At 67.7% G+C, this 25,260-nt stretch carries 21 protein-coding genes; 5 read left to right on the forward strand and 16 right to left on the reverse strand.

The genetic code is table 11. The features are described 5' to 3' along the window. Nucleotides 1–148: 148 nt before the first annotated feature. The gene (gene hemA, locus FHS28_RS15975; protein WP_088452205.1) at nucleotides 149–1,717 is read right to left on the reverse strand and encodes a glutamyl-tRNA reductase; all 1,569 of its coding nucleotides are present in this window, start codon (nucleotides 1,715–1,717) and stop codon (nucleotides 149–151) included. Between the two features lie 129 nt (nucleotides 1,718–1,846). Here hemA and FHS28_RS15980 point away from each other — a divergent pair, with 129 nt between their 5' ends. After that, the gene (locus FHS28_RS15980) at nucleotides 1,847–2,131 is read left to right on the forward strand and encodes a hypothetical protein (protein ID WP_088452207.1); all 285 of its coding nucleotides are present in this window, start codon (nucleotides 1,847–1,849) and stop codon (nucleotides 2,129–2,131) included. Here FHS28_RS15980 and miaB read toward each other — a convergent pair. From miaB to FHS28_RS15995, 3 genes are all read right to left on the reverse strand, one after another. Further along, nucleotides 2,082–3,488, reverse strand: a complete 1,407-nt coding sequence (gene miaB / locus FHS28_RS15985; protein WP_088452209.1) for a tRNA (N6-isopentenyl adenosine(37)-C2)-methylthiotransferase MiaB — start codon at nucleotides 3,486–3,488, stop codon at nucleotides 2,082–2,084. The genes FHS28_RS15980 and miaB overlap by 50 nt on opposite strands. A 138-nt stretch (nucleotides 3,489–3,626) precedes the next feature. After that, nucleotides 3,627–4,097: a hypothetical protein gene (locus FHS28_RS15990; protein ID WP_246410167.1), complete on the reverse strand. Its 471-nt coding sequence runs from the start codon at nucleotides 4,095–4,097 to the stop codon at nucleotides 3,627–3,629. Between the two features lie 65 nt (nucleotides 4,098–4,162). After that, a complete protein-coding gene (locus tag FHS28_RS15995) occupies nucleotides 4,163–4,942 on the reverse strand; it encodes a L,D-transpeptidase (RefSeq protein WP_184295005.1) in 780 nt (259 codons plus the stop codon). Nucleotides 4,943–5,277: 335 nt separating this feature from the next. Between FHS28_RS15995 and FHS28_RS16000 the strand changes: the two genes are divergently transcribed. The 4 genes from FHS28_RS16000 (at nucleotide 5,278) to FHS28_RS16015 (ending at nucleotide 13,080) form a co-directional block, all read left to right on the forward strand. Continuing rightward, entirely contained in the window at nucleotides 5,278–8,502 is a 3,225-nt protein-coding gene (locus tag FHS28_RS16000; protein ID WP_221194033.1) for an efflux RND transporter permease subunit, read from the forward strand. After that, the gene (locus FHS28_RS16005) at nucleotides 8,492–9,757 is read left to right on the forward strand and encodes an efflux RND transporter periplasmic adaptor subunit (RefSeq protein ID WP_088452213.1); all 1,266 of its coding nucleotides are present in this window, start codon (nucleotides 8,492–8,494) and stop codon (nucleotides 9,755–9,757) included. Before FHS28_RS16000 ends, FHS28_RS16005 begins: the two co-directional genes overlap by 11 nt. An 11-nt stretch (nucleotides 9,758–9,768) precedes the next feature. Further along, nucleotides 9,769–11,205, forward strand: coding sequence for an efflux transporter outer membrane subunit (locus tag FHS28_RS16010; protein ID WP_246410168.1), 1,437 nt, complete (start codon nucleotides 9,769–9,771; stop codon nucleotides 11,203–11,205). A gap of 450 nt (nucleotides 11,206–11,655) precedes the next feature. After that, entirely contained in the window at nucleotides 11,656–13,080 is a 1,425-nt protein-coding gene (locus tag FHS28_RS16015) for a pectate lyase family protein (protein WP_221194002.1), read from the forward strand. Nucleotides 13,081–13,224: 144 nt separating this feature from the next. Here the strand turns inward: FHS28_RS16015 and FHS28_RS16020 are convergent, their stop codons facing one another. The 12 genes from FHS28_RS16020 to cobU all read right to left on the reverse strand — a co-directional run bounded on the left by FHS28_RS16020 (nucleotide 13,225) and on the right by cobU (nucleotide 25,237). Continuing rightward, the gene (locus FHS28_RS16020) at nucleotides 13,225–13,428 is read right to left on the reverse strand and encodes a hypothetical protein (RefSeq protein ID WP_088452219.1); all 204 of its coding nucleotides are present in this window, start codon (nucleotides 13,426–13,428) and stop codon (nucleotides 13,225–13,227) included. Nucleotides 13,429–13,496: 68 nt separating this feature from the next. After that, the gene (locus FHS28_RS16025; protein ID WP_088452221.1) at nucleotides 13,497–14,528 is read right to left on the reverse strand and encodes a hypothetical protein; all 1,032 of its coding nucleotides are present in this window, start codon (nucleotides 14,526–14,528) and stop codon (nucleotides 13,497–13,499) included. A 109-nt stretch (nucleotides 14,529–14,637) separates the two neighbouring features. Beyond that, entirely contained in the window at nucleotides 14,638–15,684 is a 1,047-nt protein-coding gene (gene cobT / locus FHS28_RS16030; protein ID WP_088452223.1) for a nicotinate-nucleotide--dimethylbenzimidazole phosphoribosyltransferase, read from the reverse strand. 119 nt (nucleotides 15,685–15,803) lie between these two features. Further along, nucleotides 15,804–17,264, reverse strand: coding sequence for a cobyric acid synthase (locus tag FHS28_RS16035; RefSeq protein WP_088452225.1), 1,461 nt, complete (start codon nucleotides 17,262–17,264; stop codon nucleotides 15,804–15,806). A 59-nt stretch (nucleotides 17,265–17,323) separates the two neighbouring features. After that, complete coding sequence (locus FHS28_RS16040; protein ID WP_184295008.1) at nucleotides 17,324–18,682, reverse strand: aminotransferase class I/II-fold pyridoxal phosphate-dependent enzyme; 1,359 nt, start codon at nucleotides 18,680–18,682, stop codon at nucleotides 17,324–17,326. 116 nt (nucleotides 18,683–18,798) lie between these two features. Continuing rightward, entirely contained in the window at nucleotides 18,799–19,833 is a 1,035-nt protein-coding gene (gene cbiB, locus FHS28_RS16045; RefSeq protein ID WP_375140763.1) for an adenosylcobinamide-phosphate synthase CbiB, read from the reverse strand. 10 nt (nucleotides 19,834–19,843) lie between these two features. Beyond that, the gene (gene cobO / locus FHS28_RS16050) at nucleotides 19,844–20,413 is read right to left on the reverse strand and encodes a cob(I)yrinic acid a,c-diamide adenosyltransferase (protein ID WP_088452231.1); all 570 of its coding nucleotides are present in this window, start codon (nucleotides 20,411–20,413) and stop codon (nucleotides 19,844–19,846) included. Then, nucleotides 20,404–21,816 carry a cobyrinic acid a,c-diamide synthase CobB gene (locus FHS28_RS16055; protein WP_221194004.1) on the reverse strand — a complete coding sequence of 471 codons (1,413 nt, stop codon included), beginning with the start codon at nucleotides 21,814–21,816 and terminating at the stop codon, nucleotides 20,404–20,406. The genes cobO and FHS28_RS16055 overlap by 10 nt, the downstream gene beginning before the upstream one ends. Before the next feature lie 22 nt (nucleotides 21,817–21,838). After that, nucleotides 21,839–22,624: an ABC transporter ATP-binding protein gene (locus tag FHS28_RS16060; protein WP_088452235.1), complete on the reverse strand. Its 786-nt coding sequence runs from the start codon at nucleotides 22,622–22,624 to the stop codon at nucleotides 21,839–21,841. Beyond that, complete coding sequence (locus FHS28_RS16065) at nucleotides 22,621–23,637, reverse strand: FecCD family ABC transporter permease (protein WP_088452237.1); 1,017 nt, start codon at nucleotides 23,635–23,637, stop codon at nucleotides 22,621–22,623. The genes FHS28_RS16060 and FHS28_RS16065 overlap by 4 nt, the downstream gene beginning before the upstream one ends. Beyond that, complete coding sequence (locus tag FHS28_RS16070; RefSeq protein ID WP_088452392.1) at nucleotides 23,637–24,551, reverse strand: ABC transporter substrate-binding protein; 915 nt, start codon at nucleotides 24,549–24,551, stop codon at nucleotides 23,637–23,639. Before FHS28_RS16070 ends, FHS28_RS16065 begins: the two co-directional genes overlap by 1 nt. A gap of 128 nt (nucleotides 24,552–24,679) precedes the next feature. After that, nucleotides 24,680–25,237: a bifunctional adenosylcobinamide kinase/adenosylcobinamide-phosphate guanylyltransferase gene (gene cobU / locus FHS28_RS16075; RefSeq protein ID WP_088452239.1), complete on the reverse strand. Its 558-nt coding sequence runs from the start codon at nucleotides 25,235–25,237 to the stop codon at nucleotides 24,680–24,682. Nucleotides 25,238–25,260 lie beyond the last annotated feature (23 nt).

A 25,260-nucleotide genomic window follows, 5' to 3' on the forward strand; every position in this document is an offset into this window, starting at 1 on the left:
GCTGGAGGCCAGTGCTGGACGGGTGCAGCGATTCAGGTGCTGCGTCGGCAATGTGGCAGCGGCCGAGGCAATGTCAGCGCTGGGCGCCGGTGAAGCGCTTCGATCCATCGCTGGCGTCGCGGGCCGCCGGGAACATCGAGGGACGTCGCTAAGACTCGCGCGTGCGCAGTGGGCTGGGCACTGCGGTGCCATCGTCCGCCATCAAGGCGGCAACGATGGTGGAAGAGTTCGACGCCGAGCTTGTGCCGGCGGCAGCGGAAGAAGTGCCCGAGGAGCCCGAGGAGCCCGAATGACCTGAATGACCCGAGATGCCGGCTGTGCCGGTCATTCCGAAAGCGCCGCCAGCCGGGCCTGAAGCCGCTGGAACTGCCGACATCGGCAGGTCCGTTGGCGTGTTGCGCAGGAAGAGCCGGGACACCGTCTGCGCCATTGCCAGCCGGTGGTCGCCGTCGCTGGCGTTCAGCTCCGCCATGGCGCCGTGCAACATCTTCTGCGTCAGGCCGCGGGAGAGGGCTTCGAGCACGGTGTCGATGTCCTGGCCCTTGGCCAGCAGCTTGCGGGCGCGCTGGATCTCCGCCTGCCGCCAGCTGTCCGCCTGCTGATGCAGGGCCTGGATCAGCGGAACGGTGTGCCGCTGGCCCAGCCAGTGCACAAAACTCTGCACACCGTGTTCAATGATGGCCTCGGCCTGCTGCACCGCCGCCTGGCGCTTTTCGCCGGCGGTCTGCACCAGTTGCGACAGGTCATCCACCGTGTAGAGATAGATGTCGTCCAGCTGGGCGACTTCGGGTTCGATGTCTCGCGGCACGGCCAGGTCCACCATGAACATCGGGCGGTGCTTGCGGCGCTTGAGAGCGCGCTCGACAGCGCCGAGGCCAATCAGGGGCAGGCTGGATGCGGTGCAGCTGATCACCGCGTCAAATTCGTGCAGGCGCTGCGGCAGGTCCACCAGACGGATGGCTTCGGCGCCCAGATGCTGGGCCAGCTTCTCGCCGCGCTCCAGCGTGCGGTTGGCCACCGCCAGCCCCTTGGGACCCTTGGCTGCGAAGTGCGTGCCCACCAGTTCGATCATTTCGCCGGCGCCGACCAGCAGCACGCGGATGTCCGACAGGTTCTCAAACAGCTGGGACGCCAATCGCACCGACGCAGCGGCCATGCTGATGGAGTGGCTGCCGATCTCGGTGGAACTGCGCACTTCCTTCGCCACCGAGAAGCTGCGCTGGAAGAGCTGATGCAGCGTGGTGCCCAGCGTGCCGGCCTGATCCGCCTCGCGGACGGCCTGCTTGAGCTGACCCAGAATCTGCGGTTCGCCCAGCACCATCGAATCCAGGCCGCTGGCCACCCGGAACGCATGGCGGGCGGCCTTGCCGTCTTCGGCCACATAGGCGTGGTCCAGCAAGGTGGCGCTGCCCACGCCGCCAATGCCGGCCAGCCATTCCACCGCCGGGCGGACCATGTCCGGATGCCCGGCCACATAAAGCTCGGTGCGGTTGCAGGTGGAGAGCAGGGCGGCTTCGGGCAGCTGGGCCTGTCCGCCCGCCTGACCCCGGCCGGCGGACGACGACAGCAGCGCGCCCATGCCGCGGGAGGCGCCCTGGCCGAGCTGGTCGGTGAAACGCTGGAGGGTGGGAGCGAGCTGCTCCAGGGTGAACGCAAAGCGTCCGCGCAGGTCCAAAGGCGCGGACTGATGGTTCAAGCCAAGAGCAAAGACCGTCATGATGGCGCCGATTATAAAATTCCTGCCGAACTCACGCACCTGTCAGGGGCAACGCATCCGGGTGATCCGTCAAGGATGCGGCGACTTACCCCCGGACGGACCCCCGTCATCCAACCCAATGGGTCACTCTTGAACTTTCTGGACGTCGTCTGGCACCTGTGCAACCTCTTCCTGCCGGCCTGGGCCGTGGCGGCCCTGATGGCCGGGGCGCTCAAGCTGCTGTGGCGGGACCGGGCCCGCGGCATGACCTGGGCGCAGCTGGCGCTGTGGGGCGCGGCCGGCGGCTCGATGGCCGCCGTCTTCGCGGTGTTGCTGATCGGCCGGGACGGCAGCATGGCCGGTTACGCGGCCATCCTGCTCGGCGTCACGCTGCCGCAGTGGGGCCTGACGTGGCGAGCGTCTCCGCATAGCTGAGACCTTCCGCGCCGCCCACCGCCCTTTCGCCTTCCGCCAGCGGCACCTCGCCGCGCAGCGAGTGCGCGAAGGCTTCGGTGATGCGCAGCGGAATCAGCTGGTGCATCAGCCGCTCATGGCCCTTGAAGTTGACGATGCGGTTGCACTCGGTGCGGCCCATCAGCTCGGTGGCATCCCGGCGGGCGTGTCCTGACACCAGCACCGGCACCGTCTTGCCCACCAGTTCCTGGTTGTAGCGCAGGGCGGTGGCTTCGATCTCGGCCTGCAGTTCCTGCAGACGACGCACCTTCACCTCATGCGGCGTGTCGTCGGCCAAGTTGGCGGCCGGCGTGCCGGGGCGCGGGCTGAAGATGAAGCTGAAGGACGCGTCGAAACCGACGTCGCGCACCAGCTGCATCGTTTTGGCATGGTCCTCGTCCGTCTCGCCGGGGAAACCGACGATGAAGTCGCTGGCGATCCGGATGTCCGGCCGCACGGCCCGCAGGCGCCGCACGATGCTCTTGAACTGCAGGGCGGTGTAGCCGCGCTTCATGGCGCTCAGGATGCGATCGCTGCCGTGCTGCACCGGGAGGTGCACATGGTTCACCAGTTGAGGGATCTTCGCGTAAGCGTCGATCAGGCGCTGGCTGAACTCATTCGGATGGCTGGTGGTGTAGCGGATGCGTTCGATACCGGGGATCTCGGCCACATATTCCAGCAGCAGCGCGAAGTCGGCGATCTCGTCCGAGTCCCCCATGCGGCCGCGGTAGGCATTCACGTTCTGGCCCAGCAGCGTCACTTCCTTGACGCCCTGATCGACCAGGCCGGCCACCTCTTCCAGCACGTCCTCGAAGGGGCGGCTCACTTCCTCGCCGCGGGTGTAGGGCACCACGCAGTACGAGCAGTACTTGGAGCAGCCTTCCATGATGGATACAAAGGCGCTGGCGCCTTCCACCTTGGCGGGCGGCAGGTTGTCGAACTTCTCGATTTCCGGGAAGCTGATGTCCACCTGCGGCCGCAGTTGCTCCTGGCGCTGGGCCAGCATCTGCGGCAGACGGTGCAGGGTCTGCGGGCCAAAGACCACGTCCACATAGGGCGCGCGTTCGATGATGGCGGCGCCTTCCTGGCTGGCCACGCAGCCGCCCACGCCGATCAGCGTGCCCTTGGCCTTCAAATGCTTGATGCGGCCGAGGTCGGAGAACACCTTCTCCTGCGCCTTCTCCCGCACCGAGCAGGTGTTGAAGAGGATCAGGTCAGCTTGTTCCACATCGGTGGTCGGCTCATAGCCTTCGGCGGCGCGCAACACATCGGCCATCTTGTCCGAGTCGTACTCGTTCATCTGGCAGCCGAAGGTCTTGATGAAGACTTTCTTGGTCATGGCAAGGGCTCCAGGCCCGGTGCTGTGTCAGCCCGGGCCGTGCAGGAATTCAGCAGAAATCGCGAGAGTCAGCGAATGTCTGCGGCAAGCAGAAAAACGCCGGGGGGATTCACAGACGGCAGAGGCGGGAAGTCAGCGTCACCACCAGGACGACTTGGTCCACTTCTGGTTGGCCGCATCAAACGACCATTCAGAGGCTTCCTTGACGGTGGTCGGCCAGGGTTTGTTCTCAAGCTCGACGCTGTTGAGCACCCAGACGTCCATGATCAGTCCGCTGAGGTCGGTGGTGTAGTGCACCACCAGCTTCTGGCCGGAGAGGGTGGCCGACAGGGCCACCATGTCGTTGGCGTCCTTGATGCGGGCACCGGGCGCAAGACGGGCGTCGCGTCCGTTGAGGGTGACTTCAGGCGGCACGCCGACCACCAGCGTGCCCCGCAGGGCCTTGGCCGGGAAAAAGCGATGGCCGATGGTCGCCTGAGCCTGCGCGGTCTGCGGCAGGAGGGCGGTGCCAACGGTGGCGGTCAGGACGGCGATGCTGGCAGCCAGGGCGCTCATGGCACGACGAGGTGCGCGAAGGCCGGGCTGGGCGGGCATGGCACAGCGATACATGGGGTAGATCCAGTGGCTGCGAAAAGGCGTAAGTGTACCGGCTGTGCCCGCGCCAGGGGGCGCTGTCAGAGCCGCCCGGTGTCCTGGCGTAACACCGGACGCGACATCGGCGACAACCTGTCAGCGGCCGCCGGAGCGGCATTGAGCGCCACCGGCGGCTCGGCGGGCGGCAGCGGTTCGGGCAGCACATAGACCACGCCCGGTCCTGCGCCGAGCACCGGCCGGACCACCTGGTCGAAGAATTCGCCGGTGACGATCACGCAGCCCAGCGAGATCCGGTTGTCGTCCGGCGACGGCGAGGCCAGCCGTTCGGCACGTCGCTCGCTGGCCGGGGCGGGCCGCAGGCGGTGGATGGCGAAGGCGGCGTCGTAATCCACCCAGATGACGGTTTCGCCTTTGAGATTTGGGCCCGGCTGGCTGTCATAGCGGCCGGACGGGGTCGTGCGGAGTGCCGGCGGGATGCCGGTGGCCACCATCTGGCCGACATTGGGATCCAGCGTGTCGCCACGGGCGAGGCCGAGCAGGGCCGGCGCCGAGCCGGCGAGGCGGCCATCGGCGCGAAACACCAGCAGCCGGGCTTCCTTCTTGTCCACCACGGCGAAGGGCAGGCCATGCGCATCACCGCCTTGCAGGGCGACACGCACCATCTGCCGGGCTTCCGGCGACACGGCGGCCGCTTCCAGCTGCGCCTGCACGGCGGTGGCGGACAACCTCACGGCATGGGCCGGCTCTGCGGCCAGCGCCATGCTGATCAGGGCAGCGCCGATCAGCGTCTGCACCGGGAGCCGGGGCTCCCACTGGCGCCGCGAGTGATGGCGGCGTCCCAACAACTTCCAACCCTTCATGACGACTGCGGTCCTTGCAATGAAGACTGCATGGCCGTCTTCCGCGGCGGATATTAATGAGAGACGCGCTTTTCAACCCGGTGATCTGACCGCCGATCGCCCGGGAATGTCCCGAGGTTCCACAAGGTTGAACAAGCTGTCGGAAAGTACCGCCCGCGGTACGAAAAGCGCACGTCCGCGCAGCGCGTGCGCATGGTGCGCAAGACCTGCCTTGGGCGTGCTGCAATCGCGCAGCCGTCAGGGGGTGGCCGGGTGGCATTACCCGCCAGCAACAAGCCGGTCTGTCCGGCTACAGAGAATTCAAGAATGAGAAAAACCCGGGGAATCCAATCATGCTGATGGGTGCCGTCCATGTGGCGCTGAGGCGGCCCTATACCTTTCTGGTGCTGGCACTGCTGCTGCTGATCATTGGACCGCTGGCGGCACTGCGCACGCCGACGGACATCTTCCCGGAGATCCGGGTGCCGGTCATTGCGGTGGCCTGGCAATACACCGGTCTGCCGTCCGACCAGATGGCGGGGCGCATTTCCACGCTGTTCCAGCGCACCTTGACCACGACGGTCAATGACATCGAGCACATCGAGGCGAACAGCTATCCCGGCGTCTCGGTGGTGAAGATCTTCTTCCAGCCGGGCGTGAATGTGGCGGTGGCCAATGCCCAGGTGACGGCAGTGTCGCAGGTGGTCACGCGCCAGATGCCGGCGGGCATCACGCCCCCGCTGATCCTGAACTACAACGCGGCCACGGTCCCCATCCTGCAATTGGCGCTGTCGGGTCAGGGTTTGTCCGAGCAGCAGCTGTTTGACCTGGGTTTCAACACCATTCGCACCCCGCTGGTGACGGTGCCGGGCGCGGCCATTCCCCTGCCCTATGGCGGCAAGCAGCGGCAGGTGCAGATTGACCTGAATCCGGCGGCCTTGCAGGCGCGGGGCCTGTCCGCCCAGGATGTTGCCAATGCACTGGCCACCCAGAACGTACTGACGCCGATTGGCACGCAGAAGATCGGGGAGCTGGAATACACGCTGCAGCTCAACAGTGCGCCATCCGCGATTCAGGAGCTGGGGCTGCTGCCGGTGAAGGTGGTCAATGGCAGCACCCTCTATCTGAAGGACGTTGCCGACGTACATGACGGCAATGCCCCGCAGACCAATATCGTTCATGTTGATGGCGGCCGGTCGGTGCTGATGTCGGTGCTGAAGAACGGCGCGGCGTCGACGCTGGCGATTGTGGATGGTGTGCGCGCCAAGCTGAATGACCTCAAACCCGGCCTGCCGGACACGCTGGAGGTCAAGCCGATCAATGACCAGTCCATCTTCGTGCGTGCCGCCGTCAAGGGTGTTGCGATTGAAGGCGCGATTGCCGCGGCGCTGACCAGCGCGATGATCCTGCTCTTCCTGGGCAGCTGGCGTTCGACGGTGATCATTGCGGTGTCGATTCCGCTGTCCATCCTCGGCTCCATCATTGCGCTGGCTGCGGTGGGCGAGACGCTCAACCTGATGACGCTGGGCGGCCTCGCGCTGGCGGTGGGCATTCTGGTGGACGATGCCACCGTCACGATCGAGAACATCAACTGGCATCTGGAGCATGGCAAGGACGTGGAGACGTCCATCCTGGATGGGGCGCGGCAGATCGTCACGCCGGCATTCGTGTCGTTGCTGTGCATCTGCATCGTCTTCATCCCGATGTTCTTCCTGGAAGGCGTCTCGCGTTTCCTCTTCGTGCCGATGGCCGAAGCGGTGATCTTCGCGATGGTCTGTTCTTTCATCCTGTCGCGCACGCTGGTGCCGACGATGGCCAAGTATTTGCTCAAGCCGCATGCGCCGCTGACGGACGGTCACGGTCATCTCGCGAGTGCGCCGTCGCGCAATCCGCTGGTGCGGTTCCAGCGCAATTTCGAAGCGCGCTTTGAGCGGGTGCGCGAGTCCTATCGCGGCCTGCTCACGGCGGCACTGACCCACCACCGCGGTTTCCTCTTCGGCTTCGCTGTGCTGGTGCTGGCCTCGTTTGCGCTGGTGCCCTTCATCGGCAGCAATTTCTTTCCGCAAGTGGATTCGGGCCAGATCCTGATGCATGCGCGGGTGCCGGTGGGCACGCGAGTGGAGGAAACCGCGGCGCGCTTTGCGCAGATTGAAGCGGCCATCCGCCGGGTGATTCCGCCTGAGCACATCGAGACGCTGGTGGACAACATCGGCCTGCCGCCGTCCAGCATCAACCTCACCTACAACAACACCGGCGTCATGGGCTCGCAGGATGGCGACGTGCAGATCGCGCTCAAGGAAGGGCATGCGCCGACGGCGGACTATGTGCGCCAGCTGCGCGAAGTGCTGCCGCGTGAGTTCCCGGACACCACCTTCTCGTTTCCCCCGGCGGACATCGTCAGCCAGATCCTGAACTTTGGCTCACCGGCGCCAATCGACGTGCAGATTCGAGGACGGGATGTGGAGGCCAACTATGCCTATGCACAGCAGCTGCTCAAGCGCATCCAGGCGATCCCCGGTGTGGCGGATGCACGCATCCAGCAGTCCAACAAGGCGCCGACCTTCAACGTCAATGTGGACCGCACCCAGGCGCAATTGCTGGGCCTGAGCACCCGCGATGTGGCCAACAGTCTGGTGGTGAACCTGGCCGGCAGCAGCCAGGTGGCGCCGACCTATTGGCTCAATCCGGCCAATGGCGTGAGCTATGCCATCGTCATGCAGACGCCGCAGCATCAGCTCGACTCCCTGGCGGCGCTGGGCAATCTGCCGGTGGGCAACGGCAGCGCGCCGGGCACGACCACGCTGGGCGGCATTGCTTCCTTCGAGCGTGGGACCGGCAGCGCGCTGGTCAGCCAGTATGACGTGCAGACGATGGTGCAGATTCACGCCACCACACAAGACCGGGACCTGGGTGCGGTCGCCCGCGACATCCGCCAGGCGCTGGCGGACACGGCAGCCGCGGTGCCCAAGGGTTCGAACGTCCAGTTGCTGGGGCAGGTCAGGACGATGGACCGAGCCTTCTCCGGCCTGCTCTTCGGATTGCTGGGCGCGGTGGTGCTGATCTACCTGCTCATCGTCGTGAACTTCCAGTCCTGGCTGGATCCGGCCGTCATCGTCTCGGCGCTGCCGGCGGCGCTGGCGGGCATTGTGTGGATGCTCTTTGCCACCCACACCACGCTCTCGGTGCCTGCCTTGACGGGCGCCATCATGTGCATGGGCGTGGCCACGGCCAACAGCGTGCTGGTCATCAGCTTCGCGCGGGAACGGCTGGACGCGCTGGGAGATGCCACGGCAGCGGCACTCGAAGCGGGCTTCGTGCGTTTCCGTCCGGTGCTGATGACGGCACTGGCGATGGTCATCGGCATGCTGCCGATGGCACTGGGCCTGGGCGAAGGGGGTGAGCAAAACGCGCCGCTGGGCCGTGCGGTCATCGGCGGCCTGATCTTCGCCACCTTTGCCACGCTGGTCTTTGTGCCGGTCGTGTTCAGCCGGGTGCACCGTCACCATCGTCCCAGGACCTCCGATCCATCCGCCGAGGCAGCGCCGCTGCTGCCGGCAGGAGATGCTTTCCATGCGAACTGAAGCCCCTTCCACGCCGCGCCTTCGCGTGGCGGCCGCCGTCGCCGCCGCGGTGGCGGTGATCATCGTTGCCACGGGCCTGTGGGCCCGGCAGTCCAGTGCGCAGCAGCTCAAGGCGGCGGCTGAGGAACGCGGCCAGCCGACGGTGCGCCTCATTGCGCCCAGGCCCATGACGCAGGATGCACTGGAGCTGCCGGCGCGCATCGAGGCCTGGTCCCGGGCGCCGATTTATGCGCGGGTCAGCGGCTATCTCAAGCGCTGGCAGGCGGATATCGGGGCGCCGGTCAAGGCCGGGCAACTGCTGGCGGAAATCGAGACGCCGGACCTTGACCAGCAACTGGCGCAGGCCCGGGCTGAACTCACGACGGCGCGCAGCAATGCGGCGCTGGCGGCGAGTACGGCGAAGCGGTGGCAGTCGCTGCTGGAGTCGGATTCCGTCTCACGCCAGGAGGTCGACGAGCGCAGTGGAGACCTGGCGGCCAAGCAGTCGATGGTCAATGCCCTGCAGGCCAACGTGGACCGCATCCAGGCACTCAAGCAGTTCACCCGGCTCACGGCGCCGTTTGACGGCATTGTCACCGCGCGCAACACCGACGTCGGGGCGCTGATCAACATCGGCGGCGCGCCGGGTAGCGAGCTGTTTGTGGTGTCCGATGTGCGCAAGCTGCGGGTCTATGTGAATGTGCCGCAGCGGCAGGTCACGCGGGTGCAACCCGGCGCGAAGGCGCTGCTGTCGGTGCCAGAGCGACCGGGCCAGACCTTTGGGGCGACAGTGGAGTCGCTGTCTCGGTCGATCAACACCGGCACCGGCGCGATGCTGGTGCAACTGGTGGTGGACAACACGCGGGGTGAACTGCTGCCGGGTGGTTTTGCGACGGTGCGATTCTCCGGAGATGTGTCCGGCAGGACGGCAGCTGCCGTTCCGAATTCCGCCAACGCCAGCGCCACCGCAGCTGCCGGGGGCAAGGCAAGTGAGAACGCTGCTGCCGCCATTGCGCCGCCGACCAGCGTGAGCCTGCCGCCCAGCGCGGTGATCATCAACAAGTCGGGCGTCCAGGTCGCGACGGTGGATGCGCAAAACCGTGTCCAGCTCCGCAAGGTCACGATTGCCCGCGACCTCGGCACGGTGCTGGAGATTGGCACGGGCCTGACCGCGCAAGACCGGGTCATCGAGAACCCGCCGGACGGATTGGCGACCGGTGATGTGGTGCGAGTGAACGCCGACGGTGCGGTACCTGCTGCCAAGGGGCAGTCGTGAGGCGCCTGTCGATGAGCCCGATGGCTGCGGCGGTGCTGGTGCTGATGGCCGGTCTGACCGGTTGCGCCCAGGCGCCCCGCACGAAGATGCCTGCGATGGACCCGGCGCCGGCGTTCAAGGAAGCGAGAGGCGGCGAATCCTCGTGGGTCACCGCGTCCGCGGAGGCGCCGCTGACCTGGGACGGCTGGTGGAAGGCTTATGGTGACGAGGACCTCGACCGGCTGGAGCAGCAGCTGATCGCCAACAGCCCGGACCTGGGCGCCGCATTGGCGCGGTATGACCAGGCTCGTGCGGCCACTGAGACCTTGCGCGCGGTGCAGTCACCGACGGTCAACAGCTCGCTGAACGTCACCCGCAACCGGCAGTCCGAGCGTCGGCCGCTACGGGTGCTGGGCCCCACGTCGCCCGATTGGTACAACAGCGCCACGCTGGGCCTGGACGCCAGCTTCGAGCTGGACCTCTGGGGCCGGGTCCGCCAGCAGGTGGCGGCGGGTGTGGCGACGGAAGCAGCTTCGCAAGCGGATCTCGCCGCGGCGCGCCTGCAGTTGCAGGCCCAACTGGCCGACACCGTCATGGCGCTGCGCGGCCTGGACCGTGATGACACGCTGTTGAAGGAAGCGGAAGAGGCCTATGGCAAGGCGCTGGATCTGGTCCAGCGTCGTCACGGGGCGGGCATCTCGTCGGGCCTGGACCTTGCGCGTGCGCAGGGTCAACTGGAAGCGGCACGTTCGCAGAGGCAGCAGTCGCAGGCGCAGCGCGCGGTGCTGGAGCATGCGATTGCGGCGCTGGTCGGCGCCAATGCATCCGCCTTTGACATGAAGCCGCGGACTGAAGAGTTGCGTACGCCGGTGGTTCCGGTCGGCATTCCTTCCACGCTCTTGCAGCGGCGCCCGGACATTGCGGCCGCGCAGCGCCGTGTGGAGGCGGCGACGGCGACACTGGGCGTGGCCCGGACCGCGTATTACCCGTCGTTTGTGCTGGGCGGGCAGGGCGGATTTCAGACGAGTGATCTGAGCCGCTTCATTGAAGCGCCGAATCTATTTTGGGCGCTGGGTCCAGCCATCAGCTTCAATCTTCTGGATGGTGGTCGTCGCAAGGCGGAAGAAGCGCGGGTTCACGCGGTGCTGGAGGAAACGACGCAGCGCTACCGAAGCACGGTGCTGACGGCCTTCCAGCAAGTGGAAGACCAATTGGTGCTGCTGGACCGGTATGGGCAGGCATTGGAGAACGAGCGGGCCAATGTGGCTGCGGCGGACCGTTCACTGGCATTGGCCACCAACCGCTACAAGGCGGGTGCGGCCAATTATCTGGAAGTGGTCACCTCCCAGACGGCCGGATTGACGGCCAAGCGCAGCGCGAATGATCTGGCCACCCGTCAGCGCCGGGCGTCCATTCAGTTGATTCGCGCATTGGGGGGTGGCTGGCCGCCGCCTGACGGCAGGTCTTGATTGCTGAGCGCTTGACCATGATGGCATGGGTGTGGTGCGCGGTCCCGCCACACCAGACCACCTCCAGCCCACTCCCACCCCACTTCAAGCCACGTCGACCAAAGCCCCCACCTCGAGTGTCAGTATCCGTAAAACCCAAATCACTCGCGATACAAACACTGGCCGCGCGCCGTCTGTCCCGATAGCCTGCGCGTCGATCTCGGCAAGGCACCCTTAGGTCGCCGCTCCGAATCAAGGCCGACCCGCCTTTCAGCGCAGTCCGGTGGCCCCTGCAGAGCCGCCTTTCCAATGCGCTGACGGGACCGGTCATTCCCTGTCCACCAAGCAAGCCCGTTGAACTGTCTGGAGCGGCAGTCGCGGGTCTGACGCGAGCCATGGAGCGAATCCCTGATGGCTCGGGTCAGCGCGAGCGTGGGCGGATTACGAAACGACAGCACTCTGGGAGTTTTCATGAATGCAATGCAACCGCGCCACCGTCTGGCGCTGATCGCTATCGCTTGTGGCGCCTTGGCTCCGGCCGCTTTTGCGGCGGACTGGCCGTCTGGTTTTTCCAAGTGCGCTGAAGAGGGCGAGACCTGCAAGCTCGGCTCGACCAGTACCACCCGTCAGGTGAGTTTTGGCCTGAAGGACAAGTGGGTGTTGAAGACCTTCACTGGCACGTCCATCGCCTGCACCAGCGCCAACTTTGGCAAGGCTGACCCGAATGCCGGCAAGGCCGAGAAGTGCGCGGTGGGCCCTGTGAGCGCGGCACCGGCGCCGTCGCCCGCCCCCGCACCGTCGCCTGCTCCTTCGCCTGCACCGGCGCCGTCCCCCGCACCGGCGCCGTCGCCTGCCCCCGCACCTGCGCCTGCTCCGGCCGGCGCCAGCGGTGGTTTCGCCGGCACCGTCACCGGTGGCGGCAGCAAGGCTGCGATCACTGTGTCCAATGCCGCCGACATGCAGGCCGCCATCAACAACTACAGCGGCACTGGCGGCCTGGTCATCAACTACAACGGCACGTTTGACTTCAAGACCATTCCGGATCCTTGCACTCAGTGGAAGAAGCCGGCCGGCGCCATTGTTGAAATCAAGAACAAGAGCGACATCACCATCCAGGGCACCAACGGCTCTGCAGCCAACTTCGGTCTGGCGGTCAAGGCAGGCTCGAACAACATCATCATCCGCAACATGACCATCGGTCTGCTGCCCGGCTCCATCGATGCCATCGGCATCGAAGGCCAGAGCGGCAAGTATCCGGGTTACATCTGGGTGGACCACAACACCCTGTTCAGCTCCCTGGCCGAGTGCTCGGGCGCGGGTGACCTGGAGTTTGACGGTCTCATCGACAACAAGGCCGGCGCCCACCACATCACCTACAGCTACAACTACATCCACGACCACCACAAGGTCGGCCTGATGGGTTCCAGCGACAGTGACACCACCGACCGCTACGTCACCTTCCACCACAACTACTACTACAACGTCGGCTCGCGCGTGCCGCTGCAGCGTGGTGGTTACACCCACATCTACAACAACCTGTTCTCCAAGATCGTCACCTCCGGCGCCAACATCCGCATGGGTGGCTACTCGCTGATCGAGGCCAACTACTTCGAGAACTCGCAGAACCCGGTCACCTCGCGTGACAGCTCGGCCATCGGCTATTGGGAACTGCGCAACAACAATATCAAGTCCAAGGCCGACTTTGGCACCTACGGCATCACCTGGGTGGCCAGCACCTCGTCGCCGACCAAGGACGCGACCGACTGGGTGAGCACCGCCACCTTCCCGGTGGGCATCCCCTACAGCTACACCCCGCACGACCCGGCCTGCGTCAAGGCCAAGCTGCCGAGCGTGGTGGGCGCCGGCAAGTCGCTGGCGACGCTGAGCTGCAACTGATCGGCCCGCGATGCGTGTTCAATGCGCGATGGATGCGCGCTTGATGCGCGACTGATGCACCACGGGTTGGACTCAGGTTCACCCTGAGTCCAAATGAAACGGGGACCTGTCGAAGTGGACAGGTCCCCGTTTTTTCATGGACGGTCAGCCCCGCTGGTCCTTCGGATGGGCGGGTGGCGTCGAACGGCCGCCGGAAGGCCGGTCCGTGCTGGCGTGGCTGCGATCCACATCGCCCGGAGATTCCGGACCGGTCTGTCCGGTTTCACCCACGCGATGGTCTTCGTTGTCATGCTCCAGCCCGCCTTGCAGGCCGGGCGGGAAGTCGGAAGCGGAGCGGGGCTTGGTCATGGCAGTTCCTCGGTGTGGACGATGATGCGGAGGGGCTCCGGCGACCGGAGCGCCTCCCCCAGCGGCAATTACGCTGCCTGAGCCTCAAGCCGTGGCTGAACGCCCGGACGGGCCTGCGTCCCACCGGTGTCGCTCACAGCGGCGGCATCCCCGACACCAGACGCCGCAGCGCGCAACGCCCGCCGCCGCCACACCACCAGCGGCGCCAGCCCCAGCACCGCCAGCACCCAGGTGGCCGGCTCCGGCGTCACCATCGGCGCTGCCGACAGCAGATAGTTCACCCCCGTGCGCGACGACACCGAATAGCTCAGCAAGGAGCCATCCATCGTGGTCACCTTGGAGATCCCGTTCCAGAACAGCCCGGGGGATTCGTCGGTATAGGCAGCGCCATTGGTCGAGAGCCCGCCAAAATTCGCGTCGCTGGTCAGCAGCATGTACAGATCCAGCGGCACCTCCTGGCCCAGCGGAATCTGCGCGGAGAACTCGAACACGCCGTAGGTGCGGTCATCCGGACCGCCGTTGTTGTAGAAGCGCTCCAGCGTCGTGCTGCCGTCATAACGCAGCGTCTTCTTCGTTTCCCAGGCCGCGAAGTGATCGTCAATGCCCATCACGAACAATGAGTTCAGATCGCCAGCATTGCCGTTGGTCCCTGGCGGCACGGCGGTGCTGTCCAGGAATGTCTCGCTGGTGCCCAGCAGGGCCACGCTGAAATAGATGCGCGCAAAGGCGTCGCTGGTGTTGGCCGTGACCGTCAGCCCATCGCCAAAATACGCCTCAGCGCTGGCAGACGCCGTCGCCGGACCCGCAAAGGCTGTCCCGATCGACCCGGACACCGAACCAGGCCCCAGGGTGGTCCCCGCAAAGGCGCTGGAGACCGCCGGCTCCCCCGGCCCGCCGCCGATCACCGCGGCGGACGCGGAGGTCGGCGTGGTGCCTGCACCGGTGGACCCGTCCGATTGGGTCTGCCCGCCCGCCGTCACGAGCACCGACTGGAACGAATCCGGCGGCCGGTTGAACTGCGCCTGGGCCAGGCCCATGCAGAGGGTCAGCGGAACAGCGATCAGCAGCCGTCCCGGCCACTGGTGTGCAGTGATTTTCATAGGACTCCCTGAAGTACAGACGCACTCACCAGCAAGCGTGAGGCCCGGGCACCCGTTCGGGAATCCTGCAAATTGGGGGTGAAAGGACGTCCGGGACGTCCCGGCCGCCTCAGTGCTGGTCGCTCACCCCGGCGCTGTCGAAGCTGGCCATCTCCGACAGCACCTGACAGGCCGAGACCAGCAGCGGCCAGGCCAGCGCGGCGCCAGAGCCTTCGCCCAGGCGCAGCCCCAGGTCCAGCAGCGGCTGCGCCTTCAGCGATTCCAGCATCAGCCGGTGGCCGGTCTCCTGCGAGCGATGGGCAAACACACAGCGCTCCAGCACCGCCGGTTGCAGGCGCGAAGCCACCAGCACCGCCGCACCGGTGATGAAGCCGTCCACCACGATGATCCGGCGCTCCAGCGCCGCCTGCAGCACCGCGCCCACCATCATCGCGATCTCCAGGCCGCCCAGCGCCGCCAGGGCGGCCATCGGGTCGGTCGCGCGCGGATGGCGGTTCAGGGCGCGCGTCAGCACATCCAGCTTGTGCCGAAGCTGCGCATCGTCCAGCCCGGTGCCGCGACCGACGCAATCCACCAGCGCATAACCGCCCAGACGCGCCAGCAGCAGCGCCGCCGCCGAGGTGTTGCCGATGCCCATCTCGCCCAGCAGCAGCACATTGCCGGGACGCTTTTGCAGCAGCGTCTTGCCGGCGGCCACCGCGGTGCTGCACTGGTCGGCCGTCATCGCCGGGCCGGCCAGCATGTCCGCCGTGCCCATGGCGATCTTGGCGATCAGCAGCCCCGCACGCGGCTGGAACTGATGCTTCACGCCCGCATCCACCACGCTCAGGGTCAGGCCATGCTGACGCGCCAGCACCGACACCGCCGCGCCGCCCGCCAGGAAGTTCTCCACCATCTGCCAGGTCACCTCCGGCGGGAAGGCGGACACCCCATGCGCGGCCAGACCGTGATCAGCGGCAAACACCATCACCTGCGGTTCGTGGAGCTGCGGCGTCTCGCTGCCCAGGATCAGGCCCAGGCGCAGCATCAGGTCTTCCAGCCGTCCCAGGGAGCCCAGCGGCTTGGTCTTGCGGTCAATGCGATGCTGCAGACGGGCGGCCAGGGCCGGGTCTTGAATCGACGGGATTTCGGGGATCAGGTCTTGAGGGATCGACATAAGGTGACGAGGTAGCAAATCGGTTCCTGGGCGGGCCACCGGGTGTAACGCGGGTGGCGCGGCGGCGGCATTCAGGGCCTACCCGTAGAGGACGGGTCGGGCGGGCCTGAACCCTTGAGTCAGGGGGGCAGGGCCGGCGCCGGCGTGAGCAGCCCGGCCAGCACGCCGGGGGCGAAGTGGGTGTCGACGTAATCGGCCAGGCCTTCGAAGACCTGCTCCAGCGGGCGGACCGGCCGCTCGAAGAGGGCGGTGAGCACGGCGTCGTTCTCGAACATGCCGTGCAGGTAGTGGCCCAGCACCGGGCCATGCTGCCAGCCGATGACGTCCCCGCGGTCGTCCCACATCACCGGCGTGGCGGCGGGCAGGGAAGGATGCTGGGCGGTGCGGCCGTGATGGATCTCGTAGCCGCGCGCGGTCTGCTCACTGAGGGCGGACCAGGGGCCGGCCACGGCGGCACCGAATCGGGCGGCCGTGTCGCGCAGGAGCTTGTCGCGCTCGAACTGCGTCACCAGCGGCAGCAGGCCCAGGCCCGGGGCGTTGCCATCGAGCCCATGCGGGTCGATCAGCGCTTCGCCCAGCATCTGCAGGCCGCCGCAGATGCCCAGCACCGGACGGCCCGCCGCGGCATGGTCGGAAATGCAGCGATCCAGGCGCTGCTCCCGCAGCCAGGCAAGGTCCGCTGCGACCGCCTTGGAGCCGGGCAGGATGATCCAGTCCACATCCACGAGGTCCGCCGGGGTGCGGGCCCATTGCAGGCGCACGCCGTCCAGCTGCCGCAGCGGCTGGAATTCATCGAGGTTGGACAGGCGTGGATACGCCACCACCGCCACGCGGCAACGGCTCCCGCTGCCGGTGCTGCGGTCGTCAAACACGCCGTCTTCTTCCGGCAGGCCATGGCCACGCCACATCGGCAGCGTGGCCACGGTCGGCACGCCCGTCAGTGACTGCAGCATCTCCGGGCCGGGAGCCAGCAGCGAGGCATCGCCGCGGAAGCGGTTCAGCACAAAGCCGCGGATCAATGCGCGCTCATGCGCAGGCAGCAGCTGGTGCGTGCCGAAGAGATGGGCGAAGGCGCCGCCGCGGTCGATGTCGCTCACCAGCAGGCAGGCGGCATCGGCGGCGAGGGCGGTGCGCATGTTCACGTAGTCGCTGCTGTGCAGGTTGATCTCGGCGGGCGAGCCGGCGCCTTCGATCACCACCACGTCGTTGTCGGCCAGCAGGGCATCAAGGGCCTCGCGAGCGCGGGCCCACAGGGATTCGCTGCGTGCCCGCCAGGGGGCGCGCGTCAGCGCTTCATCCACCTCGCCCAGCACGACGACCTGCGAGGCGGTGTCCTTCTCCGGCTTGAGCAGCACCGGATTCATCCGCACGTCCGGGCGGGCACGTGCCGCCAGTGCCTGGAAATACTGCGCCGATCCGATCTCGCCGAGGCGACCGTTCAGCCCTGGCACCACACGGGCGTTGTTGCTCATGTTCTGCGCCTTGAACGGCGCGACGCGCAGACCCTGACGGGCATACCAGCGGCACAGCGCCGTGGTCAGAAAGCTCTTGCCGGCACCGCTGGTGGTGCCCAGCACCATCACGGCACGTCCGCGCGGGCGGTCGGACGGTGGGCTGGCGCAAAGGTCGGTCGGGTCGGTCACGAGGGATCCTTCGGAGCGATGGCGGTGCGCGCGTGGTGCGGGCCCAGAACCTGATGGAGGGCAGAAACCAGCGTCATCACGGCCGCAGGGGTCTGCACCGACAGCCGGACCCAGCCGGGGTATCCGAAGCTGGTGGCGTCGCGCAGCTTGATGCCGTGGTGGCGCAGCGCCGCGAGCAGCGCGGCGTGGGTCGCGGGCGGCACATGTTGAGAGGGAGGAAGCGTCCCGGGCAGCGGATTCGGCAGCGGCTTGTTCAGCGGCGCAGGCAGCGGCCCCGGCAGTGCGTTCGCCCCTTGCGTCTGCAGCGGGAGGGTCTGCGGTGCAGTGAAGGGATGCGTCTGTGAAGCGGGCTGCGGATGCGTGGGCCGCGACGGCATCGTCATCGCGCTGGAGGCCAGCTTGCGCCGTGTCGCGCCGAGATCCAGGTCCAGATCGAGGTCCAGATCGAGGTCCGGGTCGAGATCGTCGCTCGCGTCCAGCGCCGGCAGTCGAGCCATCCAGAAATTCGTGACGCTGCCCGGCATCCGCTGGAAACCCCAGGACGCCAGGCGGTCCTGCTGCGCCTGGACCCATTCGCGCAGCAGATCGTGGGAGTCGGCCAATTCCTCCTGCACTTCATCGTCCGCCCAGGCCCTCAGCAGGGCCTCGCCCTCGGCCGACAGCACCCAGCTGGCGGCCAGCGCTGCCACGCGCGGCGTGAGGGCATCGTGCCGTGGCGCCAGCAGATAAGCAGCGCGCACGCCGGTCAGGCCCAGGGCCTTGTTGGGGCAGACCAGCCGCCACACCTGCTCGCTCAAGGACGGTGGCAACGCAGACGCGCCGACCAGCCGCAGCGCTTCGTAGGCCTGATCCACCACCAGGCGACTGCCGGTGCGGCGCTGCGCGTCGTCGAGGGCGACCCATTCGGCGGCGTCCAGCGTGCGGCCGGTCGGGTTGCACGGATCGCAGATCCACACCAGGCACGGGCCTGCGCTGTCCATGAGCCGCAGCAGGGTGGCGACGTCCGGCCAGCCGAGTACCTTCAGGCCCAGGGCCTGGGCCGCAGCGGCATAGTCGCCGAAGCCGGGTTGCGGCACGCAGACGGTCTGGATGCCGTCGAGCAGGGCCGCGAGGCTCAAACGGCGGATCGCTTCCGAGCCGCCGGCGGTGGGCAGCACGCGCTCGGTCGTCACATCGTGCCAGCGGGCGAGATGGCCCCGCAGGGCGGCGTAGGTCGGGTCCGGATAACGCTGGCGGTCCGCAGCCAGGACGGCGTCCAGCACCGCAGGCGGCGGACCGAGCGGATGGGCGTTGGTTGAGAAGTCACACAGCACCGGCGGACCGGCGTCGGTGCCACCGTGCTCCGGCACTGGCATCGGCCCTGGCGCTGGCACTGACGCTGACGCTGACGCTGACATGGGCAGCGTTGCCTCCTTTGAGGACGGCGCTGCTGGTGGTGGGCCCGTCCCTTCCGTCTTGTTTTCCCGGTCGCTCATGCCCCCACTCCCCGCAGCGCTGCGGCCAGGGCGCCCAGCACGAGCACGCATCCCCACAGCGTCTGCGTCGCGAGCCGCTGTGCGGTGGCCATGTCGCTTGTCTGCACTTCGGCGCCTTCCGCATTCAGTTGATAGTGGCCGGGCTTGGTCAGCCGACGATTCAGCCGCAGCGCCATCGCGCCCATTGGCCAGCCGCCGTTCGGCGACGGCGTCCGTCCGGCCTCCCGCCACAGCTGACCCAGCAGTCGCGGTCGCGCTGCCATCAGCACCAGGCCCGTCAGACGCGCCGGCACCCACGACAGCACATCGTCCACCCGCGCCGCCCACTTGCCGGCCCATTCCCATCGGTCCCGGTAGCCCCACATCGCATCGGCAGTATTGGCGAATCGATACAGTGCGGCCCCGGGCAGCCCCGCAATCGCAAACCAGAACAGCGGCGCGACGACCGAATCGTTCAGGTTCTCCGCCAGCGTCTCGATGGCCGTCTCCCGCACTTCGGTCGCGCTGAGGACCGTGGTGTCGCGACTCACCAGCCGCGACAACTGCTGCCGTCCCTGGTCCAGCGATTGACTCAGTTGCGTCTCCACGGCCGCCACTTCTTCGCGCAGCATGCGCCACGCCAGCAAGGGCTTGAGCAGCAGGCCGAGCACCACCACAAACGCCAGCGCCATGCCCAGGCCGCGCCAGGGCGGCATGGCCCACCACAGCAGCGACTCGAGGCCCACGGCGATGGCCACCACGCCGCAAGCACCGATCATCCAGGCCAAGGTCCCGGCTGCCAGCGCGCGGCGGGGCGCCAGGCGGGTCAGCCAGCCACTCCACAGGCCCAGGTAACGTCCCATGGCCACAACCGGATGCAGCGTCACCGGTGGCTCACCCCACAGGCGGTCCACCGCCAGGGCGACCAGCATCGCCATGGGCAACAGCAGAGGCTGGGCGGACATCGCGCCCATCGCGGCCATTGCGGGTATGGCCGGCAAGGCAGCAAGGGCGTCCACAGCGGGCAGCCAGGAGAGCAGGGGGGCGGTCATCGTCCGGGTCTCAGTCCTCGATGCCGCGCTGCGCAGGCACCCCTGCAGTGAAGTGATGCTTCACCTGGGTCATCTCGGTGACGGTGTCGGCCAGATCGATCAGCTCCTGCGGCGCATTGCGCCCGGTCAGCACCACATGCACATGCGAGGGCCGCTGGCGCAGCGTCTCCAGCACCGGCTCCAGCGGCAGCCAGCCATATCGCAGCGGATACATGATCTCGTCCAGCACCACCAGAAAGTGCTCACCGGCTTCGATGGTCGCGCGGGCGCGCTCCCAGCCGTCGCGGGCCAGTTGTGCGGAATGCTCCAGGTCCTTGCTCTTCCACGAGAAACCGTCGCCCAGGCCTTCGATGGGAATGCCGAGGGTTTCGAACATGCGGTGCTCACCGAAGCGGGCGCTGGGCACCTTCATAAACTGATAGATGCGCACCTGCTTGCCGCGACCATGGGCGCGAAGCGCCAGACCAAAGGCGGCGGTGCTTTTGCCTTTGCCATTGCCGGTGTGCACCAGGATCAGCCCGCGGCGTTCGCCGCTGGGGATGATGCGTTCACGGTTGACGGGAGGTTGTTCTATTTCCATGGATGCAGACTCACGTACGGCGAAAAGAACTTCGCGATGGCGGCCGGGTTGGACGGGAAGTAGTGATGCAGATAGCTGGCACGCAGCGATCCCTGCTGATACAGCGGCTCCGCGGTGCGCCCACCGTTGGGATTGCTCGCGACGGCCACCGGCGCCAGCGGCGTTTCCATCGTGGAGTAGTGGAAGCTGTGTCCGCGCAGCAGGCCTTCGGGCCAGTCCACCGATTGCAGTCCCAAGGCGGCAAGGCGCGCCTGCAGCCGCGCGTTGCCGGGCATCAGGCCGGCCATCGCGTGGCTGTGGCCGTCCGCGTCGGTCAACTGGTCCAGCAGCACCAGCATGCCGCCGCATTCGGCGAGCAGGGGGCGCCGGGCGGCGAGGTGCTCGCGCAGGCTGCTGAAGAAGGTGGGATGCGCCTGCAGCGTCGGCGCATGAAGCTCCGGATAGCCGCCCGGCAGCCACAGGCTGTCGCAGCTGGGCAGCGGGTCGCCAGCCAGTGGGGAGAAGCAGAGAACCTCCGCGCCAAGTTCACGCAGGGTGTCGAGGTTGGCGGGGTAGATGAAGGAGAAGCAGGCGTCCTGGGCGACGGCGATGCTCACGCCTTCAAGCCGCTTGGGATGCGACGGGGATGACGACAAGACGGCAGCTGCTGCTACCGATTGCGCTCGCGACTCGGGCTCCGACGCAGGCTCCGCCACCGCCACCGCCACCGCCGCAGCCTGCGCTGCCGCATCCTGACAGGACGCCGTCAAACTCTGGAGCCCCGCCCCCAGTGCCTCACCGGCTTCCCACGCATCCGCCCAGGCGTCCAGCCGTGCGTCGATGTCGTCCAGTTCCAGGGCCTGCACCAGCCCGAGGTGACGCTCAGGCAGGCTCAGCGCCTCCTGCCGCTGCACCGCAGCCACCAGTGGCAGATCCGCCGGCAGACCGTCCCCCACCATGCGCGCATGGGCGGCGCTGCCCACGCGATTGGCCACCACACCGGCCACCCGCACATCTGGCCGAAAACGCGCCAGCCCCGTCGCCACCGCGGCAAAAGTCTGGGCCATCCCCGAAGCGTCCAGCACCACCAGCACCGGCAGCCCAAAACGCGCCGCCAGATCGGCACTGCTCGGCGCGCCGTCAAACAGTCCCATCACGCCTTCCACCAGCACCAGATCCGCCTCCTGCGCCGCCTTTGCAAGCAGCGCCCGGCAGTGCGTCTCTCCACCCATGAAGAGATCGAGCTGATACACCGGATGACCGCAGGCGCGGCTCAGCACCATCGGATCCAGATAGTCCGGGCCGGTCTTGAACACACGCACCCGCAGGCCGCGCCGCTTCGCGGAGCGGGCGATGGCCGCCGTGATGCTGGTTTTGCCCTGGCCGGAGGCCGGAGCGCTGATCAGGAGCGTGGGACAGGTCATCGGTCGATCTTGTGCGGGTTTGTCATGCATTGAGCGCCACCCAGCGTCCCTGTACCTGAAGAATCATCAGCCGATGCTGGAAGACGTCCTGCAGCGCGGCATGGGTGTCGGCGTCGCGCGGCGACCCCTGATGGACGATGCGGCCGTCCGCCATCACCACCAGACGGTCCGCCTGCAAGGCCATGTTGAGTTCATGCAGCACGCTGACCACTGCGCCGCCCTGGCTCACGCGCTCACGCACCAGGCGGACCCAGTCGCTCTGATGCGGCGGATCCAGATGCGCCAGCGGTTCGTCCATCAGCAGCAGGCCGGACTGCACCGCCAGCGCCCGCGCCAGCAGCACCCGCTGCCGCTCGCCGCCGGACAGCCGGCTCAGCGGACGATCCCGCCAGTCCCAGCTCTGCGTCTGTTGCATCGCCTGCTCCACCGCAGCACGGTCCGCCGTACTGGCGGGCGCGAGCCAGGCCTGATGCGGCAGGCGGCCCAGCATCACCACGTCATAGGCACTCAAGTCCTCGGCGGTGATCTCCTGCTGACCCAGCCAGGCGATGTGCTGGGCGCGTTCGCGCGCAGGCCAGTCGGCAGCGTCGCGGCCGTCCAGCATCAGGCGGCCGTCAAACGGCAGCAGCCCCGCCATGGTGCGCAGCAGGGTGGACTTGCCCGCACCGTTGGGGCCGACCACTGCCATCCATTCGCCAGGGACTGGCGCCAGTGCGAGCGGATGCAGCACCGCCCGCCCCCCCAGGGACAGGGTGGTCAGCTCGATATGCAGACGCGGCACCACCGACAGGCTGTGGGCACGGATCATCGCGCGCCTCCCAGCACGCTGCCGCGGCGGTGCATCAGATACAGCAGATAGCTGCCGCCGAGCAGCGCGGTGATGATGCCCACCGGCAATTCCTGCGGCGCGATCACCCAGCGCGCGCCGATGTCGGCCGCCAGCAGCAGGGCACCGCCGGTCAGCGGGGCCAGCAGCAGCAGGGCGCCATGCGGCGTCGGGCCCCAGCTGCGCACCAGATGCGGCGCGATCAGCCCGACGAAGGCGATGAGGCCGCATTGCGCCACCGCAGCGCCGGTGGCCAGAGAGAGCGCCGCAATCAGCAGCAGCCGGATGAGGGTCAGGCGCTGACCGAGCGAACGGGCCGTGTCTTCGCCCAGCGTCAGCGCGTCCAGCGTGCGGCTGCATCCCAGGCCCACCAGCAGGCACACGCCCAGCGACAGCGCCATCACCTGCACCGCACTCCAGCCCACAAAGCCGGTGCTGCCCAGCATGAAGGCCTGCATCGCGCGCAGGGCATCCTGATTGATCAGGGTGAGCAGCGCCGCGCCGGAGCCCAGTACCACGCCGACCACCACGCCAGCCAGCAGCAGACGCAGACCATGCTCCACCCCGCGGGCCAGCACCAGCGACAACACCACCGCCAGCACCGCGCCGCTGAAGGCCGCACCGGTCATGCCGATGCGCAGTGCCAGCGCTGTCGCGGTGGGCGACAGGCCGATGGCAAACAGCAGCGCCGCCACACCCAGGGACGCGCCTGCGGAGCAGCCCAGCAGATAGGGATCTGCCAGCGGATTGCGGAACAGCCCTTGCGCCATCGCCCCCGCCAGACCCAGCAGCGCACCGGCGAGCCAGGCCCCCACCGAGCGCGGTGCGCGGATGTCCCACAGGATCTGGCGCATCGTGTCGTCCGGGAAGGCTTGCGCGCCGAACCACGGGCTCCATCCGGTGCTGCCGACACACAGGCCCAACCCCAGCAGCAGCGCGCCGAGGGCCAGCAGCATCAGGAGCTGCAGGGCGGTGCGGGAGCTCACGGCAGGCATCAGCGCATGCCTCCGGGCGGGGCGCTGAAGGGCACGCTGGGCCAGGTGACCGGACCGGCCGATGCTTCACGCAGGCAACGGGCCATCAGCGCCGCCGCTTCGGCCATGCGCGGGCCTGGACGCACCAGCACGTCGGACTCCGCCGGCACCCAGACGCAGATTTTTTGCTGGCGCACCGCGCGGATCACCGACCAGCCGGGCCGCTGCGGCAGGCCGGTGGCATTGCGCTGGCCCACCATGATGACCTGCGGGTCCGCCCGGACGATGAATTCCGGATTGAGCTTGGGGAAGGGCCCCAGCTCGGGGGGCAGGATGTTGCGGGCACCCAGGCGGGACAGGATCTCGCCGATGAAGGAATTGCTGCCTGCGCCGTAGGGGCCGGCATCCACTTCGTAATAGACGGTCAGGCCGCGGGCGGCCGGGGGCAGCGTTGCGGCGCTCTGGGCGATGTGGCCATCGATGCGGTTCCACAGGCGCCGCGCCTCTTCCGGCTTGCCCAGCACCTGGCCCACCTTGCCCAGCACCCGCTGCACGTCGGTCATGCTGCGCGGCTCCAGGGCGATGACCTTGACGCCGAGGGATTCGAGTCGGTCGATGACGCGGGCGGAGACGCCGAGCAGCACCACGTCCGGCTTGAGCGACACCAGCAGCTCGATGGAGGTGTCGTCCAGGCCGCCCAGCTTGGGCAGCGTCTGGGTGCGGGCCGGGTAGTTGGAATAACGATCGACGCCGACCAGCTTGTCGCAGTCGCCGAGTTCGCAGACGGTCTCGGTGAGGGACGGCAGCAGGCTGACGATGCGGCGCGGGGGGGACTGCAGCTCGACGGTGACGCCGCGGTCGTCCTTGATCTGCACCGGGGCGGCGGGCGCAGCCGGGGCCAGTGTCGGCATGAGGGCCGTGAAGCACAACCCCATCCATGTGGCGATGAGGGGTGCGAGGGTCCACGGCTGTGAGCCCGTCGAAGGGCTCAGTGGGAAGCTGTCGATCTTCATCGTCATCGTGGGAGTGAGGCCCACCGAGCGGGCCCAGGCGGCGAAGCGCTTCATTCGAGATCCTTCTGCACCGGCTGGCTCCACGGCTGGCCGGCGACCATCAGCGTCAAGGTGTCGCACTGCCGCGCGACCCGCTGGTTGAGACGGCCCAGCTCATCCACATAGGCCCGCACCTCGCGGCCCATCGGCATCACACCCCAGCCCACCTCGTTGGAGACGAAGAGGACCGGGGAGGTGAGCGACGGCAGCAGCTGCTGAAGGGCGGCGCATTCGGTCCGCCAATCCTCCAGCCGCGGCTCGCCGGACATTGGCATCAGCCAGTTGGTCAGCCACAGGGTCAGGCAGTCCACCACCAGCAGGCGGCGTGGCGACGCATGGGTCCGCAGCGCCTCCGTCAGCTGAAGCGGCACCTCGATCGTGTCGAAGCCTTCCGGCCGGTCCGCCTGATGGCGGGCGATGCGCTGACGCATCTCGTCGTCATGCGCCTGCGCCGTGGCGATCACGCTGACCTGATGGCCGGGGGTGGCGGCCCAGTGCAGGGCCAGCCGCTCGGCCTGCCGCGACTTGCCGCTGCGTTGACCCCCGACGATGAGCTGATGTGACGCCATGGATGAAGTCCCTGTGGAGGCCG

The organism is Roseateles terrae, from assembly GCF_014192155.1.
Classification (GTDB): domain Bacteria; phylum Pseudomonadota; class Gammaproteobacteria; order Burkholderiales; family Burkholderiaceae_C; genus Roseateles; species Roseateles terrae.